Source organism: Psychrosphaera sp. HA2-10, assembly GCF_055693745.1.
Map to the genome: position 1 here is coordinate 447,186 of NZ_CM146341.1, position 21,554 is coordinate 468,739.

Annotated in this window: 17 protein-coding genes and 3 tRNA genes; 17 read left to right on the plus strand and 3 right to left on the minus strand. The window is 38.9% G+C overall.

Going from position 1 to position 21,554, the window contains the following annotated elements:
• Positions 1–116 precede the first annotated feature (116 nt).
• The 4 genes from ACZ1GV_RS02170 to ACZ1GV_RS02185 all read left to right on the plus strand — a co-directional run bounded on the left by ACZ1GV_RS02170 (position 117) and on the right by ACZ1GV_RS02185 (position 2,061).
• A tRNA-Phe gene (locus ACZ1GV_RS02170) sits at positions 117–192 on the plus strand.
• Positions 193–242: 50 nt separating this feature from the next.
• A tRNA-Thr gene (locus tag ACZ1GV_RS02175) sits at positions 243–318 on the plus strand.
• A 26-nt stretch (positions 319–344) separates the two neighbouring features.
• Positions 345–420, plus strand: a tRNA-Phe gene (locus ACZ1GV_RS02180).
• Between the two features lie 315 nt (positions 421–735).
• Positions 736–2,061: a Na+/H+ antiporter family protein gene (locus tag ACZ1GV_RS02185; protein WP_472675048.1), complete on the plus strand. Its 1,326-nt coding sequence runs from the start codon at positions 736–738 to the stop codon at positions 2,059–2,061.
• A 39-nt stretch (positions 2,062–2,100) separates the two neighbouring features.
• Here the strand turns inward: ACZ1GV_RS02185 and ACZ1GV_RS02190 are convergent, their stop codons facing one another.
• Complete coding sequence (locus ACZ1GV_RS02190) at positions 2,101–3,066, minus strand: serine/threonine-protein kinase (RefSeq protein ID WP_472675049.1); 966 nt, start codon at positions 3,064–3,066, stop codon at positions 2,101–2,103.
• A 179-nt stretch (positions 3,067–3,245) separates the two neighbouring features.
• Here ACZ1GV_RS02190 and ACZ1GV_RS02195 point away from each other — a divergent pair, with 179 nt between their 5' ends.
• From ACZ1GV_RS02195 to ACZ1GV_RS02215, 5 genes are all read left to right on the plus strand, one after another.
• Positions 3,246–4,400, plus strand: a complete 1,155-nt coding sequence (locus ACZ1GV_RS02195) for a hypothetical protein (RefSeq protein ID WP_472675050.1) — start codon at positions 3,246–3,248, stop codon at positions 4,398–4,400.
• Entirely contained in the window at positions 4,400–4,942 is a 543-nt protein-coding gene (locus tag ACZ1GV_RS02200; protein WP_472675051.1) for a polysaccharide biosynthesis/export family protein, read from the plus strand. The genes ACZ1GV_RS02195 and ACZ1GV_RS02200 overlap by 1 nt, the downstream gene beginning before the upstream one ends.
• A 1-nt stretch (position 4,943) precedes the next feature.
• Positions 4,944–7,085 (plus strand): GumC family protein, encoded by a 2,142-nt coding sequence (locus ACZ1GV_RS02205; protein ID WP_472675052.1) that lies wholly within the window; start codon positions 4,944–4,946, stop codon positions 7,083–7,085.
• An 80-nt stretch (positions 7,086–7,165) separates the two neighbouring features.
• Positions 7,166–9,457 (plus strand): ABC transporter substrate-binding protein, encoded by a 2,292-nt coding sequence (locus ACZ1GV_RS02210; protein ID WP_472675053.1) that lies wholly within the window; start codon positions 7,166–7,168, stop codon positions 9,455–9,457.
• Positions 9,458–9,476: 19 nt separating this feature from the next.
• Positions 9,477–10,817, plus strand: a complete 1,341-nt coding sequence (locus tag ACZ1GV_RS02215; RefSeq protein ID WP_472675054.1) for a sigma-54 interaction domain-containing protein — start codon at positions 9,477–9,479, stop codon at positions 10,815–10,817.
• 44 nt (positions 10,818–10,861) lie between these two features.
• On the opposite strand, the gene ACZ1GV_RS02220 is transcribed toward ACZ1GV_RS02215, so the two are convergent.
• Entirely contained in the window at positions 10,862–11,614 is a 753-nt protein-coding gene (locus tag ACZ1GV_RS02220; protein ID WP_472675055.1) for a PRC-barrel domain-containing protein, read from the minus strand.
• Entirely contained in the window at positions 11,611–13,275 is a 1,665-nt protein-coding gene (locus ACZ1GV_RS02225) for a diacylglycerol kinase family protein (protein WP_472675056.1), read from the minus strand. Before ACZ1GV_RS02225 ends, ACZ1GV_RS02220 begins: the two co-directional genes overlap by 4 nt.
• A gap of 332 nt (positions 13,276–13,607) precedes the next feature.
• On the opposite strand from ACZ1GV_RS02225, the gene ACZ1GV_RS02230 reads away from it, so the two are divergent.
• The 8 genes from ACZ1GV_RS02230 (at position 13,608) to glnK (ending at position 21,547) form a co-directional block, all read left to right on the plus strand.
• Positions 13,608–14,048, plus strand: coding sequence for a hypothetical protein (locus ACZ1GV_RS02230; protein WP_472675057.1), 441 nt, complete (start codon positions 13,608–13,610; stop codon positions 14,046–14,048).
• A complete protein-coding gene (gene nhaA, locus ACZ1GV_RS02235) occupies positions 14,041–15,399 on the plus strand; it encodes a Na+/H+ antiporter NhaA (protein ID WP_472675058.1) in 1,359 nt (452 codons plus the stop codon). Before ACZ1GV_RS02230 ends, nhaA begins: the two co-directional genes overlap by 8 nt.
• A gap of 12 nt (positions 15,400–15,411) precedes the next feature.
• A complete protein-coding gene (gene gdhA, locus ACZ1GV_RS02240) occupies positions 15,412–16,758 on the plus strand; it encodes an NADP-specific glutamate dehydrogenase (protein WP_472675059.1) in 1,347 nt (448 codons plus the stop codon).
• Between the two features lie 132 nt (positions 16,759–16,890).
• Positions 16,891–17,166 carry an HU family DNA-binding protein gene (locus tag ACZ1GV_RS02245; protein WP_155696186.1) on the plus strand — a complete coding sequence of 92 codons (276 nt, stop codon included), beginning with the start codon at positions 16,891–16,893 and terminating at the stop codon, positions 17,164–17,166.
• 157 nt (positions 17,167–17,323) lie between these two features.
• The gene (locus ACZ1GV_RS02250) at positions 17,324–18,337 is read left to right on the plus strand and encodes an extracellular solute-binding protein (RefSeq protein WP_472675060.1); all 1,014 of its coding nucleotides are present in this window, start codon (positions 17,324–17,326) and stop codon (positions 18,335–18,337) included.
• Between the two features lie 15 nt (positions 18,338–18,352).
• On the plus strand, positions 18,353–19,978 hold the full coding sequence (locus ACZ1GV_RS02255) for an ABC transporter permease (protein ID WP_472675061.1): 1,626 nt from the start codon (positions 18,353–18,355) through the stop codon (positions 19,976–19,978).
• A 15-nt stretch (positions 19,979–19,993) separates the two neighbouring features.
• Positions 19,994–21,040 (plus strand): ABC transporter ATP-binding protein, encoded by a 1,047-nt coding sequence (locus tag ACZ1GV_RS02260; RefSeq protein WP_472675062.1) that lies wholly within the window; start codon positions 19,994–19,996, stop codon positions 21,038–21,040.
• A gap of 168 nt (positions 21,041–21,208) precedes the next feature.
• Positions 21,209–21,547, plus strand: a complete 339-nt coding sequence (glnK, locus tag ACZ1GV_RS02265; protein ID WP_210560180.1) for a P-II family nitrogen regulator — start codon at positions 21,209–21,211, stop codon at positions 21,545–21,547.
• The last annotated feature ends 7 nt before the right edge of the window (positions 21,548–21,554 follow it).

Consider the following 21,554-nt stretch of genomic DNA (forward strand, 5'->3'; position numbering starts at 1 on the left):
CCCATTCAGTGAAACTATTTAAAAAACTAGTTGACTTGAAAACCTAAAATCCGTTTAATACACGCCGCACCAAGTAGGACTGTTTAAAACATGAATATTTGCTGCAAGCACTTTGTGCCTCGATAGCTCAGTTGGTAGAGCAGAGGATTGAAAATCCTCGTGTCCCTGGTTCGATTCCGGGTCGAGGCACCATTCTTTAAAAGAGTGAGTGCAAGAGAAAATCCCAGCAATGGGTTGGTGTCGCCGACTTAGCTCAGTTGGTAGAGCAACTGACTTGTAATCAGTAGGTCGCCAGTTCGATTCCGGCAGTCGGCACCATTTTCTCTCTTTTCGCACATCTATGTGCCTCGATAGCTCAGTTGGTAGAGCAGAGGATTGAAAATCCTCGTGTCCCTGGTTCGATTCCGGGTCGAGGCACCATTTCTTTACACTCAATAGCACCCGACACCGCATCGAACTTAGATTATAAAATACCTCCTTGTATTTTACCCTTCGGGCCAGCTAAAGCTGTTCAAAATTGATCCTGTCAATTTTGTCCGGGTCGAGGCACCATTTCGTTACACTCAATAGCACCCGACACCGCATCGAACTTAGATTATAAAATACCTCCTTTATTCAAAAGCATCCTTTATTCACTAAACTCCTTATATCTCATGGTAAATTTAGTTTTTACTAGCCAGTCAGTATCTATTTCAGTAATAATCTCATCTTTATTTTCAAACTAGAGAATCTCAAATGAATGCTGTTGTTGTCGCCGTTTTATTGATGGTTGGATTAAGCTTAGTTAAGGTCAACATCGTTTTGGCATTGATAGTAAGCGCTTTAGTTGGCGGATTAGTTGGAGGTTTAGGTCTTTTAGAAACGGTTAACGTTTTTACTGGCGGATTAGGTGGTGGCGCCGCCATAGCTTTAAACTACGCCATGTTAGGTGCTTTTGCTGTCACTATTTCAAAGTCCGGTATTACAGATGTATTAGCGACAAAAATTATTGGAAAAATAAACGCCCAGACTGATAAAGCAGTTAGCACTGTTTGGGTTAAAGCTGGGCTGCTAAGTAGTATATTGTTGGCCGCCATTGCCTCTCAAAATGCCGTACCTGTTCATATCGCATTTATTCCTATCTTAATTCCTCCCTTATTACATGTAATGGCGCAGCTTAACTTAGACAGAAGAGCGGTGGCATGTTTATTAACTTTTGGTCTTACTGCTACATACATGTTGCTACCAGTTGGGTTTGGTAAAATATTCTTAAACACCATCTTATTTCAAAACCTAGTTGATAATGGCGTGGCGATAAATGTAGAGCAATTACCTCAAGTTATGGCCATTCCTGTATTTGGCATGTTTTTAGGCCTTTGTATCGCTTTGTTTGTGAGCTATCGAGGAAAAAGACAATACTCAATTGAAAAAATATTAGCCGCAGAGCCTGAAAAGGTGTCAGTTAAAGCTTCCCATTTGATAATAGCCTTTGTCGCAATTGTCGGGGCGTTAGCATCTCAATTGTATACGGACTCAGTCATTATTGGCTCGTTAGTTGGACTCGTTGTTTTTATCGCTGGTGGCGTCTTAAAAGTAGATGAAACACAAGACGTGTTTTCTAAAGGCGTTATGATTATGGGCGTATTTGGGTTTATTATGATTTCAGCGGCAGGTTTTGCTGAAGTTTTAAAAGCCACCCAAGCAATTGATTCGTTGGTATCCGCAACGGTCAGTATGGTGGGGGATAGTAAGTTGTTAGCTGCGACTTTAATGCTCGTTACCGGCTTATTAATTACCATGGGTATTGGTTCATCGTTTTCGACGATTCCAATTATCGCATCGATATATGTACCGCTTGCTTTGTCGTTTGGTTTTTCACCGTTAGCGACGGCAGCATTGGTTGGTGCGTCAGCAGCGTTAGGCGATGCCGGTTCTCCGGCGTCAGACTCAACGTTAGGACCAACATCGGGTCTCAACGTAGACGGCCAGCATGACCATATCTGGGATACGGTAGTACCAACATTTATTCATTTTAATATCCCGCTAGTATTGTTTGGAATATTAGCAGCTATGACTTTGTAAGTATTTACTAGCAACATTTAACTGCGTTTCTCTGCACTTTTAGAGCAGTGACGCCAAATAAAAAGCGACAATGGCAACGAGTGTAACTAGCCCAATTTTTACACCAAGAAAATTGTCTTGTTTTTTTTCTATAGCATCAAAGTAACGCTCAATGGCGATAGCAATTGTCGTTGGGCGTTTATCTTTATCTGACTCAATTAGTGAAGCAATCCAAGTTTTTAAAGGTTTAAACTGATTTTTGGTTGGCGCAAAACTAGGCTTTCTTTTTAATTTTTCATCGGCACTTAAGTCTGCTGTTTGTTGTATAAACGGTAACTTGTCACAACACAGCTGATAAAACACGACGCCAGCGGCGTACAAGTCGGTTGTGTGGTTAACGTCTGAGTGCAATAAATATTCTGGAGGAGCGTAATAAGGACCTCCATTTAATCGAGTTGACGTCATGTCTTTACTTAAAACGGACAAACCGAAGTCAGCAATAAAAAGATTGCCCTTGTTGTCTAACATGATATTTTCTGGCTTTATATCTAAGTGTTTTACCCCAGCTTGTTGCGCATAATTAAGCCCTTCCATAAGCTGTTGAATTATATCTAATGTTTGTCCAGCTGATAGCGACTCACTGGCAATAATATTTTCTAAACTGTCGCCTTCAATCCAGTCCATAGTAATAAAGTGTAAATCTGCTACGTGATGGTATTCATGGAACTGAATAATATTTGGATGGATCAATTTTTTTACAGCAACTAGCTCATTGCGAAAGTTACTAATGGTACTCTCATCTTCAGTCAATGAGTTATCTAAAACTTTTAATGCGATCAAAGTGTCTGAATTCATATCTAACGCTTGATAAACAAGGCCGTAGCGACCTTTGCCTTGTAGGCTTTCAATCTTATATCGGTCAAGCAGTATTTGACCTTTACAAACAACAGGCAGGCCTGCAAAATTGTGGCAGATTTTTTGTTCATCCTTCGTTAAATCTGTCTTACTCTGATCGATGTTTTTCATATTGCTTAGCTAATACTCCGTTGATATTCTTACTGTGATAAATTAATTCATGAAAAGTGACTAAAAAAACTAATTAATCTAAATAAAAAGTATCCATTGAGGCTGAATTTAGTTAAATTTAACACTGGCTGATTAATAACGATCAGTCAGCGATAAATAAAATAATAATTAAAAAAGTTGTGCGCACCCTAAGTATTTTAAGTCTTTTTTACATAATTGGTAGCTTTAACAGCTATGCCGATCAAAATTGGAGTCAGCAGAATCTAGCTGTCACAGTCTCTGCCGTTCAAAAATCCACAGAAATATATCAAGAAAATGTTACTCAAAGTAGTATAAATGCCAGCTTATCAATAACTAAGCTATTTAACGGCGTTGGCGCAAAGTTTTCAGCAGATATGGCAACATCGAAATTTTCTGATTCTAGTTCTATGAATGATATTAGCGGAGAGCTAGATTACGCCGTTAGCTTAGAAAGTCGGATTTTTCTAAGCTCAGTAATGGATGTAGACGTTTACGTTAAACAAAGTGAAAAGGTAGCATCAGTAGACCTAGAGCAAGCGAGATTTCAGTCAGACTTTTCAAGTATTGTTTCACGAGAGGTTAGTTCTCAAGGTGTATTATGGACGATAGGTCGTGCCAGTCAAAATCGCTCTTTAACTGTTGCGCTAGATCGAAACCTTGATACAGAAAACTTTACCGACACTAATTTGCTATTGAAAGAAAGCAACACATTAGCAGCATCAGTTGTTTATTCTGATCGAATATCAGAAGACTCACACTTTTTAGTACGAGTGGGTCAACGTCAAGCAAAAACCGATTTTTCCAATACAAACAAACAAAAGCTTGATATCACAAACGCATACATAGGTCTTAGAACTGCTTATCTTGGCAACAGCCAACTTGATATATTGATTGGTAATAGTCATCAATATCAAAATGATAATGCCTTAGAGTCAGATCTTTTTTCATGGCAAATTGCTAATAGAATTAAGTTAAGTGACGATTTTATATTTAATTTAGAGACGACAAGACAGTTTGACAGCTCGCCCGATGCCAATTTTGGCAGCGTAGAACAAACAGGTTACAGTGCTAACTTAGTTTGGAACGTAAATCAGAGCTGGTCGCTAAACTCCTATCTGACATACAAAGACTACCAATTTGGCAACGATATTTCAGCGGATAGTTTGGGTATAGAGCAGAGCATAAAGTGGAATTTATCTGATTATTTATCCATTTCATCAAGTCTGCGTTATGAAAATTTAGATGGTTCTCGACAAGCGCTTGTACACGACGGCTTTAATTGGTCTGTGAGCATGAACTGGGAGATTCTATAGTGTCGCAGTTAAGTATCAAACATCTGCTTAATACAACGATGATTGTTATGTTGTTCATATTGTCTGTTTGGGCTAAGCCATCCTTTGCAAGTGAATACCAATTAGGCCCAGGCGATGAAATTGAAATTTTTGTTTTTCAAGAGCCTGAACTAAACGTAAAAGCCAAAATAAGCCAAGCTGGATTTATTAATTTGCCATTAATTGGACAAGTTAATTTAGAGGGTTTAACTGGTGAAGAAGCTAAATCAAAAGTAGAAAACTTGTTTAAAGATGGATACTTAGTTAATCCTTATGTTACGTTAACAGTTCGACAATATCGTCCGTTTTTTATTCATGGCGAAGTAAAAAGCCCAGGCAGTTATAAATACCAGGCTGAATTGACGATAGAACAAGCAATAGCGTTATCCGGTGGACTTAAAGATCGTGCATCTAGCTCGGAATGGATTGTTCGACGCGGTTATCCCGAAATTACGTTTAAGGCAAAAAAATCAACGATTATTATGCCAGGTGATGTTATCAAAATAGAGAAGAGCTTCTTCTAAGATGGATGAAAAAAACAAACAAATACATCAGCTAGATGATGTTATAGACCTAGGAGAACTATTTTCGATCGTTTGGTCGAGAAAATGGTTTGTGGTCTTGTGTGTTTTGTTGTCCGGTGTTTTAACTTATAACTACTTACTTAAGGTTCCTGATAGATTTACGTCGTCTACCTTAATAATGTTTAAAGAAACCTCTTCAAAAGCAGATGCAATTCAAAACATTATGACCAGTGGCTTAACCGTTGCTGATAATACTGAAACTGAGCTTGAATTATTAAAAAGTCGCCGTTTTGCAGGCCAAATTGTTGACAACTTAAACTTAATTCATAATGTTCATTATCAAATGCAATCTGGTTATGAGCCATTTATCCACTCAGAGCAGTTGCTTGTTAAAAATCGCTCTTATGCTATTGATATACTTAGTAAACACATTAAAGTGTCGCCAAAAGCCGGAACAAACCTGGTTGAAGTATCCTACGAGTCTCACTCCCCAACGCATTCAGCTATTGTCGCTAACGAAATTGCCAAAACCTTCATTAATTTTAAAGAAGAAATTATGGAAGGGAAGAATAAAGATAATGCCTACTGGTTAGAATCAAAGCTTTCTGGGGTAAAGGAAAACTTGCTAGAAGCCGAAAGCAAAATAGCGGAGCATCAAAATGAGCATGGGTTTATCGATATTAATAGTGCCATCGCAGTAGAGAAATCAAAGCTCGAGAAGTTAACAAAAGAAAAATACGACACCACACGTGAGGTTGAGCGCTTACAAATATTAAAGCAGCAAATACTTCAGCATAAATACTCGCCAGAAGAACTCTTCAGTATCCCTGCTGTGGCTAACGCCAAAGCGTTGGGGCAAAGTAAAATTAAACTGCAAAACACGCAAGAGGCGTTTGGCCAAGTAAAACTTAGGTACGGGCCAAAGCACCCAGCATATATTAAGGCTAAATTGTTATTTGAAGACGCTCGTGCTGACGTTACGCTAGAGTTAGACAGTCACATAAAAACGTTAGATAAAACCTTACAACTTGAGAAGTCCAACTTGTCTTCTGTAGAAGAGGCGTTAACAAAAGCAACGTCTAGATTGCGTGATTTAGGAATGATTGAGTTTGAATATCAAAAGTTAAGGCGTGAATTTGATGCAAATTTAGAGCTTTATGAAAACTTAATGAAGCGTCTCAAAGAGTCTGAGATGATGCGCGATTTAGCAAATGCATCAAATCTTTTAGTTGTAGAAAAAGCTGAAGTAAGCTCAAGCCCAAATAATAAAAAGTCAGTACTCATATATACATTAGCGGCGCTAGCAAGCGCGCTGTTAGCGGCTATGATAGTACTAATAGAAGCTATGCTAGCCAGCAAAGTGCTGCAGTTTAGAAAAGTTGCTAGATCCTATAACACTAAAATAATCGGTGTCGTACCAAAAATAAAAGTACGAGGAGTGCGTAAAAAACCTCTTGTCCAACTCGACCCGTCAAAGCATATGAATTTTATGGAAGCACTTCGCTCAACCCGAACGAACATTTTGCTTGATGGTAAGTTATCGAGACAAAAAGTCATTGCTGTTACATCAATTACTCCAAACGACGGTAAATCAAGTTTATCTATTCAACTTGCCAATAGCTTTTCTGAACTTGAAAAGACCATACTTGTGGATGCTGACTTACGTTTTCCATCAATTGGCGATGCACTAGGTATTAATGTTAACAGTCCGGGTCTTACAAACTTAATCGCTAAAAAACAAAAGCTTAGTGAAAGTATTCATAGGGATACAGAATACAAATATCATGTTTTAACCGCTGGTTTCCAGTCAAAAAATCCATTGCTTTTTTTGTCTCAACCTAGACTAAAAAAGATAGTCGATGCGTTAAAATCAAACTATGAACGAGTAGTCTTAGAATGCCCACCAGTAATGTCAGTTAGTGACGCGTTTGTTATATCAAAGCACGTTGATAGTATTTATCTGATTGTTGATGTAGAAAAAACCAGTCAGAATGAATTAAGTAACTGTTTAGAAGAACTCGCACAAGCTAATATTATTGTTGGCGGCATAATATTGAATAAGGTTAAGAAAACCGAGAAGTACTACACTGGAGTATATTCAAAATATTTAAAAGCAGATTTATCAAAAGCAAGAACCGCCTGACTTAAATAATTATCAACTTTTAAACCAGTCTTTATCATCATCAGCTATTATTATTCTTAACCAATTCAAAGGAGTAATGTGTGCGCTGTAATAAAATCCTCTTTGTATTCCTCTCCTTGTTTTTAGGATCGCCATCAGCCGGTGCTGCTGAGCAAGTATCGTTGCAATTAAAGTGGATGCATCAGTTTCAGTTTGCTGGTTATTATGTCGCATTAGAGAAAGGTTATTTTAAAGAAGCTGGTTTTGACGTTACTATTAGTGAGCGTAATCCAAAAACCTCGCCTATTAATGATGTTCTCGAAGGGCGCGCTGATTTTGGCATTGCAGATTCGAGTATTGTTCTGCACCGTTTATTGGATAAAAAAGTCGTTATCGCTTCGACGATTTTCCAATCGAGCCCTTTGGTTTTAATGAGTTTAAAATCAGAGAATATAACTAGCCCTTATGATTTAGTTGGCAAGCGTATTATGTATCAACGGTCTGTTGATGATGCCTCTATTCAAGCTATGTTGCAGTTGTTCAACATTAGTAGCGAGCAGTTTACCTATGTCCCACACAATTTTAATAATTGGGCATTAGTAGATGAACAAGCGGACGTACTTTCAGCTTACTTATCGAATCAGCCTCATTTGTATAGAAAAGCAGGCTATGAGGTAAATGTGCTTGACCCTAGTAGCTATGGAATCGACTTTTATGGAGATCTTATTTTTACTACAGAGTCGCGCGTCCGTTCTGATATGGAAGGGGTTAAACGTTTTGTAGAAGCCGCGAGAAGGGGATGGCAAGACGCGGTGAATAATCCTGAGCAAGCAATCGACTTAATATTAAATAAATATAGCCCAGATGCTGATAGAGAGAAGTTACAGCTTGAGGCAAAGTCGACGCAGCAGCTTATTAAAGAGCGTTTTGTTTCAATCGGAACTGTATATCCAGAACGTTTTGAGCGCATCGCACAAGCCTACATAGATTTAGATATGGCAAATGCAGGTTCTTCAATAGCGGGATTGTTGCTGTCTGATTACCAAGCAAAGCCTTTTCAACTATCGTCAAATGCAATAGTTGTGTCAGTCGCAGGATTAATCATTTTATTCGGCTATTTGGCTTACCAAATGATATTTAATCGTCGTTTACAAGCGTTGGTCAAAGATAAAACGATAGCATTGGAAAGAGCAAACGACTATTTAAGTCATAATGTGGCGCTATTAGAAGAAAAAAATGAAGAGCTAGCACAATCAACAGAAAAAGCGGAAGTAGCAACGCGATCCAAATCAGCATTTTTAGCAAACATGAGCCATGAAGTTCGAACACCAATGAATGGAATTTTTGGTTCTCTGCAACTTATAAAGCTAGAGAACTTACCGGCGAATGTAAAACAACTAGTTGATCAAGCGTTAATATCTAGTTCATCTTTATTGACTATTATCAACGATATATTGGACTTCTCTAAAATAGAAGCAGGCAAATTATCATTGGAAACGGTTCCTTTTTCATTTAGGCGTATTTTAGATACTGTATTGGCACCACAAATTGCGTTAGCTCAAAGCAAAAACATTACATTAGAAACAGTCATTGATAGCGATTTTCATGATGGTTGGATTGGAGATCCGACGCGGATACAGCAAATATTGACCAATATTATTTCTAACGCCGTAAAGTTTACCGATGCAGGCGGAGTGATTATCAAGATTAGCGCGAGAGAAAATAAAGGTGACGTTACTCAGCTTTTGTTTACTGTAAAAGATACAGGTATCGGAATGGATGATGAGTCTGTCAGTAAGCTATTTTATCGCTTTGAGCAAGCAGACACATCGATTACAAGAAAGTTTGGTGGTACAGGGCTTGGAATGTCAATTACCTATATGTTGGTTGAACAAATGGGCGGAAATATTCAAGTAGAGAGTGACCTTGGTAAAGGCAGTTGCTTTACGATTACAATACCACTAAAACCCGATTATTCATTTTCTTCGCCTAGCAACATACAAAAAGAGGAAGAACTTGATATTCCTGATTTCGCATCGAAGCGAATTTTAGTTGCGGAAGATAACAAAGTGAACCAAATGATATTTCGCGCCATATTGTTAAAAACCGGTTGTGAGTTCGAAATAGTTGAAAATGGTCAGTTGGCCGTTGATTTAGCTCATGAACGAGATTTTGACTTAATATTGCTGGATATCCAGATGCCCGTTTTAGATGGCTTGTCGGCTTGTAAAATATTGAAAAGTAAGTCAATCGCTAGTCCAATAATTGCTGTAACTGCCAATGTTATGGCTGAAGATATAACTGAATACCAAATAGCAGGCTTTGACGATTATGTTGCTAAGCCTATTGATATAAGCAAATTTTATTTGGTTTTAATGGACCATCTAATCTGAACTATGGACGTTAATACACATGGCTAACATTAGCTTTTTAATCGATTTAGCAGAAACATCATTAATCAAATCTATACAGCCCGGTATATCAGGACCAGGCAGACAATCGTTTTATTGCACTGAACAAGGTGAGGGCCTAACTAAGCTTAAATCAGAGCCAGCAGACATTGCTCTTATACAAAGCAATCGGTTTTCTGCATCAGATTTAGCCTTGGTAAAAGAATTAAATGAGTCTACCGAAACTGAGATAATTATCTTTAGTGATGGAAAGCCAAATGCCTATTTAGATGAGGCAATGTTTAATGGTATTACTTATCACTTTAGAGCTCCCTTCGATATAAAGAATATTACCGTTACCCTTGATGAGCTTGTGGAAGACTTAGGGGAACAAAAGCATGTTTCAAAGTCAGCGAAAAAAAGTGTATTAGATCAGTTTGGGCTACTTTTGGGATCATCAAAACCAATGCGAAAGCTGTATCGCACTTTACGCAAAGTAAGCGCTACGCAGGCTAATGTTTTCGTAAACGGTGAGAGCGGGACTGGTAAAGAGCTTGTCGCCAATACAATACACTTAGTCAGTAGTCGAGCGAACGGCCCCTTCGTCGCTGTCAACTGCGGTGCATTGAGTCCAGAGTTAGTGGAAAGTGAATTGTTCGGTCATGTTAAAGGCGCATTTACCGGCGCCAATCGTGATCACAAAGGTGTGTTTGAGCAAGCAAATAATGGCACATTATTTTTAGATGAAATTACCGAAATGCCACTGGAGCACCAAGTTAAATTACTAAGAGTGTTAGAAACAGGAGACTATAGGCCTGTTGGCAGCGACAAGACTTTGCATTGCGATGTAAGGGTAGTGGCAGCTTCAAATAGAGTAATGGGTGAAAACTTTAACGAGTTTATTAGAGAGGATCTATATTACAGGCTAGCTCAATTCCCAATTCAAATGCCGCCGCTTAGAAATAGAGGCGATGATATTGTTGGTTTGGCTCAGCACTTTTTAGCATACCGGAATATGGAAAACGGTTCGGCTAAGTCAATGTCTGCAGAGGCGGTAGATATGTTAGAAGCACACCATTGGCTTGGTAATGTACGAGAATTGAAGCACGTGGTCGAGCGCAGTTTTATTTTAGCCGAAGATGTAATTGGACCCGAGCACATACTTTTTGATGAGCTTGCATCGAGTGAAGAAACCAATGCCGAGCCTGGAATTCCACTAGACGTTCCCTTAGAAGATATTGAAAAAATAGCGATTGAAAAGAACTTAGAAAAAAATAAAGGTAATAAATCTGAAACAGCGGAAAAATTAGGTATCAGCGTAAAGACGCTATACAACAAGCTAGAAAAGTACAGTGAGGATTAACTCACTGTTCAGTGCAATTATTAAAGCTGTTGGGAGATCCTACACTAGCCACCAAAATCCGGGGTGGTGGGAGAAACATCCATCATCGCCAAAAACTTCTCGCTGTTAAGTAACTTAGGTTCAAAGTGGGGGTTTCCCTTGATCTGCTCCGAATGCAAACTCAGTGAAACAGACTGCTCGTGCCAATTATATTGTTTGATAGCGGCTATTTTAATTAGGCTACGCTCTTTTGATAGCATACCTGTATGACAGTCAATCACAGCAAATGATATTAACCAAGATTTAGTATTAAACACAAAATCAGAAAGTTGCAGGCTTTGCTCGTCGCTACTTTTAGCAAGATAACTAAACACTTCGTTAGTGGATCTTAAGTGTATCTCTTGCTCTGTTCGATTATCGGCTACCTCTTCTTTCGCAATAGTTGCTTGGAGTAAGCTTGGATCTGAACTCATTCCCCAAAGGTCGGTGCCCATCCAATAGTAGCCATAACCATAATAACGATACAACTCTGTTTCAAAATGACGAGATACCGTTTCCTGCTCCTCTACATCTGGACTCTGTAGTAACTTTTCGGTATCGATACTTAGGCAAACCTCTTTTGCGTCCAGGTTCACATAATAGACTGAAACTGGTGATACTAAGAGCTTTTGGCTCAGTGGATTCCACTTTTGCGGGTCAACAACTAAATATCGAACGACATGGTCTTCATCAGTAAATAAAAGATCTGCAACAAAGCCATACGTGCCATCAATTGTCTTAATTTTAAAGCCAATTAGAGTATTAATGTTTATGTTCATTTCGCGTCTCCGTTTTCAACAGTTTGCTCAATAGCTTCTTTCGATAAGAGCACATTAAGCGATGCCGGTTTTATTGCGATGTTTATTTCTGTTGATTCAAAAGTCTCACCGTCGATGACATATCCAATCGGGTTTTTACTTCGAATCTTAATTGTTTCCACCTTAGCTGTATGAATCGAGTCAGGTGCAGGGTTTTCTGATACTCCAGCGACGATTAAGCTTGCTACATCAGTGAAGTTTTCGAGAGATGTATTGCTCTCATCAAACCAAGTAACATTTAATAGTCCATCGTGGAAATCGGGTTTGCCGTCGCCTTGGGCTAAAACCGTAGAGAAAGGTGCAGCGTTGGCAACGACTAAACTACGCGTCTGTATATGTTTTGCTTGATTTGAGTCAAATTGGACCATTAAATCCAATTGCTCAGACGTATTCAGTGCTTGCCAAAATCCATGTAAATATGCAAATTGACCAAGTTTGTTTTTAGCATCTCGATCGGCAGACGATATCATTTCTTCTTCTATACCAACGGCTGATACAAGCAGCATGGTTTTTTCGTTACAAATTGCGGTGTCCATAGCAATCGTGTTGTTACTCACGATATGTTTTATGGCGGTTTCTACGGGTATAATTTTACTGGATACGCCAAACAGTGTATGGGCCAATGCATTGGCTGTACCTAATGGGATTATGCCAAACTTGATATCAGTATTAGTCAACTCTGTTGCAACTTCAGCAAGCGTGCCATCTCCACCCGCCGCGATGACAAGTGATGTGCGCTTATCGATTGCTTCTTTTGCCCAGTCCTGTGCACTTTTGGTTTCGGTTGTTTCTACAACAATTAGATTAAACCTTTGTTCTAGATAGGCCTGAATTTTATTTTTGTATTTTGGCCATTTACCTTTACCCGAGACAGGATTAGCAATTAACCAAGCAGGTTGCATTAAGGTTAAAAGGCCAGCTTCTCGATACTGAATCAGCCTTTTCAATTGTTTTTTGTTTAAACCGGCTTGATTACGAATATCAGTGATACTGCTAAGGACGTCTCTTACCTCTTTTTCTGGGTGTTTTGCCAGCAAATAAGCAGCAACACAAAATAAAGAACGACCTCTGCCTAAAGCACAATGCACCATAACCGGCTTGTTTTGTCTTCGTTTGTTATCAATCCAATTTAATGCTTGTCTCAATTGCTCAGGGGTTGGGCTACGATGATCTAGAATGGGAATGTTTAAGTAATCGATATCTAGAAAACGACTACTCCAGTCTAACGCGTCGAACTCAGCGGTGACATCTAATACCGCCTTGACGTCATGTTCTTCTAACTCCATAGCCTCTTCCGCAGATAAGCGGCTGGCTAGGTATATATGATCTTGAATGTGATGAATGTAGTGTCTGTTTCTTTTAACGTCTTTACGTTTTGCGATCGTGTTGTATAACTGTACACCAACCATAAAAGGTAGAAAGATAAACCGAATCGCGACCGGGATAGAACCATCGGTACGTTTTCTAAAAATTCTTGGCTGATTCGTCATGTAAGCAACAAACACGACTAACAGCGAAATAGCGATCCAGTTAAGCAAAACACTCAGGATCACAGAGTCGATTTGAGTTGCCGTGTAGGCCAGTAGAGCGCCAAAAAATCCGTATAAATACTCTATGTACATGAAAAACCTCAGTTGAAGTGGATTCAACGGTTATTAGTTAATTATAGAACTAAAGCTAGAACCATGCCTTATTTGTAACTTGTTGAAATTGCGTGTTTTTATTTTTGTTGGTTAGATATAGACAAGATCCCTGCTGTATTTACTGTAAATATTACATAAGCATCAGGTCATTTATTCAAGAACACAGAGAATTTCAGCTAAATATTGTAGGCATAGTTTATGTCCTAGGTTTGTAAAGTCGTTTAATAACAATCTGTTAGTGTTTTTATTGTAGGTTTGGCACAAAGCTGGCTACTTTACTCTGTTTTTCTGAATTAAGTAGGTTGTACAAGATGAAACAGCATTATGACCCAGGTCCCCTAGTATTTATCGAGGCTAGTCAATTTTACGAAGACTTAGCCAATCAAGTAGAAGACTTGTCTGTTCGGCACGGACTTATAAAAGTATCTACGGTTTTTCAACAGCTAGCAGGCAAAGTAAAACAATGGATGTCATCGAGTCATGATACCGATGTTATTCATTTGATAATGTCTAATTGGAATAATCACTTTTATCAAGCGCGAGTGGGCAATACGTCAACACCAGAGCTATCGTTACTTGAACAGCGCTTAAAAATAGAGAATGAACATCTTAGTGAACTTCGAAGCACATATCAGTTGTCAAAATCTGAAGTTGAAAAACGCAGAGTGGCTGACCTAATTGCGACTTACTTTGATGCTATCGAAGTACTGAAAAAGTTATCTAATCAAGCAAGGAGTGAACACAATGCCTAAGGTTGGAGTAAAAGCCCCTGTTATTGAAAAAAAAGTAGAGCAGTTACTTATTCCTTTTCAGCGATTTATTGATGATCAAACGACGAGTAGTAAGGTTTTACTAGTGACGACTATAGTGGCATTGATAATTGCAAACTCAAACTATGCTGATTCCGTTTACGGGGGATTACATGCCCTGTTTGGGCTAGCAGTGAATGATAATTTGTATCAGATGTCGATATTGCATTGGGTTAACGACGGGCTAATGGCTTTATTTTTTCTACTATTAGGTATGGAAATTAAGCGAGAGGTTCTAGTCGGTGACTTAAGTTCGCCAAGCAGTTTAATACCAGTTTTAGCCGCCGCAGCTGGTGGTATGTTTTTCCCAGCGACTATATTTGCTGTACTCAACTACAATACAGAATATATCGCGGGTTGGGGTATTCCGATGGCGACGGATACGGCGTTTGCCGTAGGAATATTAGCTTTGTTAGGGACTCGAGCCCCTCTGGCCGCCTTTGCTTTCTTAACTGGCTTAGCAATTATCGATGATATTGGCGCGATTATGGTAATCGCATTGTTTTACACAGACTCTATAAATAGCTTTTACTTGCTGTTGTCAGCAATTCTAACCGGAGTCCTGTTCTTCTTTAATTTTATCGGCATTCGTCGTCCATTTATGTACATGTTCGTTGGTATTTTATTGTGGTTGTCAGTTTTAAGCTCTGGTGTTCACGCGACTATTGCCGGTATCTTAATAGCGGCGGCAATACCAGCTAGGCCTAAACATAAACCGACCGTAATGGTTGAAAAACTATCAAAAATTACTCAACGTTTTCAGCGTATCGTTATCAATAAAGGTAGCCGAAAGCCTGTACTTGCTTCCAAAACACAACACGAATTAGCAGAGCAATTAAAGGTTACGGCAAATCAAGCGACCACTCCACTACGTAGATGGGAGCAGTTACTTCATACACCAGTGGGGTTACTTGTTTTACCAATATTTGCCTTCTCTAATGCCGGTGTACAGTTAGATTCATCAAGTTTATTGGAAACGCTAAATAGCACCTTGGCCTGGGGGATCTTTTTAGGACTCGTTGTAGGTAAAGGGCTAGGTATTCCATTTATGGTTTGGTTATCGATAAAAACAGGTATTGGCCAATTACCCAAAGGACTAACCATGAGACACATAGTTGGACTTGGGATGCTCGGCGGTATTGGTTTTACCATGTCTATATTTATCACAGGTTTAGGTTTTGAAAACAGTTTAGAAACGCAAGCCATTGCAAAAACAGCAATTCTTGTTACTTCTTTGTTTGCCGGTGTGGTAGGTTATATTTTGTTCAAGTTTGCGCCAACTAATAATTCATAACAAGGAGTCACCATGCCGGATAGTCAGTATATCTCTGAATTGAAAAATCGTATTACAGAGAGAAATCCAAACCAGATTGAGTTTATGCAAGCCGTTACTGAGATACTAGATAATGTCGCAGAAGAGTTAGAGGATAACGATGAGTACCGAAGGTATCGTATCTTTGAGCGCTTAACTGAACCGGATAGAATCATTTCATTTAAAGTTGAATGGTTAGACGACAGAGGCTGTGCTCAATTGAATAGAGGTTGGCGCGTTCAACAATCGAATTTAATTGGGCCTTATAAAGGGGGATTGAGATTTCATCCAACTGTAAGTGAATCTGTGATTAAATTTTTAGCGTTTGAACAATGTTTCAAAAATGCGTTAACAGGTTTGCCTTTGGGCGGAGGTAAGGGTGGATCTGACTTTGATCCAAAAGGTAGAAGCGATCATGAGATTATGAGTTTTTGCCAAGCGTTTATGACACAGCTTTATCGTCATATAGGAGCAAACGTTGATGTACCCGCTGGAGATATCAATGTGGGCGCACGAGAAATCGGCTTTTTATACGGCCAGTACCGTAAAATACGGAATCAGTTTAGCGGTGTGCTAACTGGAAAGGCAATAGAAATGGGCGGAAGTTTAGTTCGCACAGAAGCCACCGGTTTTGGTGTTATTTATTTTCTACAGCATGTTCTTGAACATAAAGAACTGGAATTAGAGGGCTTAACGTTAACAATATCCGGTGCTGGCAACGTAGCCCTATTTGCAGCGAAAAAAGCACTAGAGCAAGGTGCTAACGTTATTACTTTATCAAACTCTCGAGGCGTACTTTTTAAAGATAATGGCTTTAGTAACGATGATATTGAGTGGTTAATTAAATATGACAATATCAAAGACAATACTTTGTTGTCTTTTGCAGAAGAGCGAGATGGTGAATGGCGAGCGGGTGAAAAACCATGGCAATATAAGTGTGATGTTGCTGTGCCTTGCGCCACTCAAAACGAAATGAACGGTGATGAAGCATCAACACTTATTAAAAATGGCTGCAAAGTGGTCATTTGTGGTGCAAATATGCCTTGTACTTCCGAAGCAATTGAAGCTATTCACAATGCAAAAAACTGTTGCTACATTCCCGGTAAAGCATCAAATGCTGGTGGGGTAGCCGTTTCTGGATTAGAGATGTCACAAAACGCGGGCTTTGAAAGTCAGACCTTTGAATATTTAGACGGTCGTTTACGCGACATTATGAAACACATACATGGTCAGTGTGTTAAATGCGGTGAAAGTGATACTGGCGACGTAAATTATGAACGTGGTGCAAGTGTTGCAGGCTTCCATATTTTAGCTAAAGCCATGTTAGCACAAGGCGTGTAGGGCTTGAAAACTCTACATATTACCTAAAAGTTGCAAAAAAGTGGTTATTTTTACGGATTATACGAAAACAACTGTTGAATTTTATAAATAGGTTCCATAGGATAAGCCTTGTCTCAACTAAAGGATAAAATAATGAACAAAAGTGAACTAATCGAAAAAATGGCACAAAGTGCTGACATGACTAAAGCTGACGCAGAACGTGCACTTAACAGCCTAGTTTCTACAGTAACTGAAGAACTTGCTAAAGGCGGCGACGTTTCTTTAGTTGGTTTCGGTACTTTCAAAGTTAATGACCGTGCAGCTCGCACTGGCCGTAACCCTCAAACTGGTGAAACTATTCAAATTGCTGCTGCTAAAGTTCCTGCTTTCAAAGCTGGTAAAGCAATCAAAGATGCAGTTAACGCATAATTTACCGAGTCTCTCGATAAGTTGACAAAAAAAGCCTCATTGGAGGCTTTTTTTTATTTTCACGATAAATTTTTCTGTACATTGTTAAAACGTTATATAAAATAAATGAGAATCATTCTCAATTAGAAAAATGAATAACATAAACAAAGGGTACACAATGAAACGTTTATTTTTAATTGCTATAACGCTTTTCACTTCTCTTACTTCTACAGTGGCTCAAAGTTCAGACACTGTTAATATTTACTCTTTTCGTCAGCCATTTCTTATTGAGCCTATCTTAGAAAAATTTACCGCTGAAACCGGTATCAAGACAAAAGTTGTGTTTTCTAAAAAAGGGTTAATTGAACGTTTAAAACGAGAAGGTAAATACAGTCCAGCAGACGTAGTGTTAACTTCGGATTTTAATAAGTTACTTCAGTTAAAAACAGAAGGTTTGACTCAGAAAATCGATTCTAATTTGGTAAACGATATTGTCCCATCACAGTTTCGTGATGAAGGTGATCATTGGATTGCTCTTACTAAACGAGCTCGCGGTTTGTACGTAAGCAAAAATTCTAGTGTTGATGTAAGTACTGTTAAATATGAAGACTTGAGCGATAAAAGTTTTGCAGGAAAAGTTTGTACTCGCAGTGGTAAACACCCGTACAATTTAGGGTTAATCGCTTCAATGATTGCTCATCACGGTGAGGCAGATACTGAATCTTGGCTAAAAGGTGTAAAATCAAACTTAGCACGTAAGCCACAGGGCAATGATCGTGGCCAAGTAAAAGCCATTAAAGAAGGCTTGTGTGAGATTTCACTTGGTAACAGTTACTACTTTGGCAAAATGTTAACGGATGAAAAACAGAAGCCTTGGGCTGATGCGGTAAACCTAGTGTTTCCAAACCAAAAAGACCGTGGTGCTCATATAAACGTTTCTGGTGCGGTGATCACTAAACATGCACCAAACAAAGATAACGCGAAAAAATTATTAGCCTACTTAGTTGATGAATCAGCGCAACAACAATATGCATCGCTAAACATGGAGTATCCAGTTAATCCAGCAGTCAGTGCATCAAAAATGGTATTGAGTTGGGGCTCGTTTAAAGAAGACTCGCTTCCTTTAACAGAAATCGCAAAGTATCGAGAGCAGGCGCTAAAACTTGTGGATAAAGTTAAATTTGATTTATAACTACACAGATATCCAATGCAGTTAAAAACTTCTAGGCTGACCTATGCGTCAGCCTTTCTCGCATTAATAATAGCGCTACCAATTCTGGCGTTAGTCGTCACATCGTTTACAGAAGCGGGTCAAAGCTTTCAACATATTCGTGAAACGGTTTTATCAGACTATGTTGTAAATACAATAACTCTAATGGCCGCCGTAGGTTTACTTGTTACTTTAATCGGCGTTCCAGTTGCGTGGCTGGTGGCTTGTTGCGAGTTTTCAGGTAAACATTTATTTAATTGGGCATTGGTATTGCCCTTAGCGATGCCAGGATACTTAATTGCGTATACATACACTGACCTATTTGATTACGCTGGTCCGATTCAGACTACGCTTCGAACTTGGTTTAATTGGAGCTCACCGGATGATTATTGGTTTTTCGATATACGTTCTTTAGGTGGCGCAGCTTGTATGTTGGCTCTAGTACTATTCCCATATGTGTACTTGATGGCCAAGGCAAACTTTTTAAACCAAAATGCATCACTAACGCTTGCCGCTAGAACCTTAGGTTACTCGCCACTTCGAAGCTTTTTCTCAGTCTCTCTACCAATAGCGAAAAACTCCATCGTTGCAGCGGTTTCATTGGTTCTTATGGAAACTTTGGCCGATTTTGCCACGGTTCATTATTTTGCAGTAAATACACTTACCACTGCAGTTTATGACACTTGGCTTGGTTATTATGACCTAGCCAGCGCAGCGAAGCTTTCGGTATTAATGATAGTGGGTGTTTTTGCGCTAATTGTACTAGAACATAAAACCAATAAACGCGGTAAAGACAGTAATAGTGCAAAAATGTCGATCCAGCCGCTGACTTATCAATTAAAAGGATCAAAAAATATATTAGCAGTATTATTTTGTAGTCTGATCTTTATCGCAGGGTTTGCAGTTCCTGCATTCGTGCTACTTAACTATGCCATTGACTATTACCAAGAAGTTTGGTCGTTAGAGGTACTGCAGTACGCTTGGAATAGTGCTTATATAGCGATAGTAGTGTCAATGTTGAGTGTAATAATTGCCTTGGTACTGAATGTCAATTTAAGAAGCAATAAAACGAACTTATCTAAAAACAGTCTAAATATTGCAAGCCTTGGATACGCGGTACCTGGGACGGTATTAGCAATTGCCGTACTTATCCCACTAAGTGGGTTAGATCATACAATTAACGATATAGCTGGCGCTTTTGGGTGGACAACACCTGGACTGATATTAAGTGGCACCGTGGTGGCTATTATTTTCACCCATATTGTTCGTTTTTTAGCGATCGCTAACAATAGTATTAGAACCAGCTTTCAGCAATTAAATGTCAGTTATGATTGGGCAGCCAAAAGCTTAGGAAGTAAACAAAGTCGTCTGTTTCGTAAGATACATTGGCCTTTATTAAAAAGAAGCGCTTTTGTGGCGGGCTTGTTAATTTTTGTTGAGAGTATGAAGGAATTACCAGCAGCTCTGTTATTAAGGCCATTTAACTTTGACACGTTACCGACATATGTTTTTCAATATGCGAGTGACGAGCAATTGGAGCAGGCTGCACTGGGTGCAATATTAATTGTAATTGTTGGTCTTATCCCTCTTATTTTTATTAATCGCTCGATTGAACATAGCTAGAGCTAGGAAATATAAGTGTCGTTATTAACTATAAAAAATTTATCAGTAAGTTACGGTGATCAAGTTGTAATAAAAGACTTAGACCTGTCCATTTCAAATGGTGAGATAGTCGCACTATTTGGTCCATCTGGTAGTGGTAAAAGTACAATATTAAAAGCAGTTACCGGCCTTCTTAAACAAGTTAATGGTGATGTTTTACTGTCAGGGCGAGTGCTTAATGCAGATGATGTTAACTTGCCTACTGAACAGCGAAATATAGGGTTAATATTTCAAGATTACGCTCTGTTTCCTCATTTAACGGTACTGGAAAATATTGAGTTTGGGATAAAAAGGTGGGATTTAGCAAAACGTGAAGCAAAAGTAGAAGAGTTGTTATCCCTGATAAAAATGACGGAATATAAACATAGTTATCCTCATCAACTATCTGGTGGACAACAACAACGTGTCGCAATTGCGAGAGCGTTGGCAACTGAGCCGGAGCTACTATTGTTTGATGAAGCATTTTCTAACTTAGATCCTCAATTTAGATTTGAGTTAATCGAGGAAATCCGCGTCATTCTTAAGTCGTCAAATATTGCCGCTTTATTCGTGACACACAATCAAAATGAAGCTTTTGTGTTTTGCGATAGAATAGCCGTTTTGCAATCTGGAGAAATTGCTCAAATTGACACTCCCGGCGAGTTATTCAATTACCCCGCCAACGAATTTGTTACTGAGTTTTTGGGACCAGGTGTTTGGCTTCCTGCCGTTATTGAAAATCCAAGTCAGCTATCCAGTGAGTGGGGGCTTTTGCCATACGCAGGGAAAACGGACTTATCTAGTAAAATAGGCGAGCAAGTTAAGGTTTACTTAAGGCCGCATCAAATAGGTCTTCAAAGTAATAATAGTACAACGTCAACAACTCCTACCTTTATGATAGATAGTGAGCGTTTTGTTGGTGAGTTTTTTGAAAGCACTCTTAATTGGCACCATCAATCAATTAAAGTGCGTACCCACGATTCTTTTTATAATCAAAAAGTGAGGGTAAGAATAAAACAAGCAATCACCCAAGTGTATTTTTAGAGTTATTGCACCAATTTAACTCAATTTAAGCACCGCTATGGTGCTTTTTTTATGCCCCAAATATTATTTTCCACTTTAAGTTTTAAAAATCAACAAGTTAAGTTTTGGCACTCTTCTTTCAAAGCTATTACTAATTGTGAGATTAAAACTTAAAGGAGCGCTAATTATATGAAAATGGTAACCGCTATCGTCAAGCCTTTTAAACTTGACGATGTAAGAGAAGCCATCAGTGAGATTGGCATAGAGGGCTTGACCGTATCAGAGGTTAAAGGGTTTGGACGCCAAAAAGGACACACAGAGTTGTATCGAGGCGCTGAATACCAAGTGGACTTCTTACCTAAAATGAAGTTAGAGATTGCTGTGTTAGACGAACAAGTTGAACGTTTAATAGAAGTTATTCTGGAAACTGCTGGTACAGGTCGAATCGGCGATGGAAAGATCTTTGTCACAGAATTAGAGCAAGTCATACGGATACGTACTGGCGAAACTGACAACAATGCAATTTAGGAGCTAA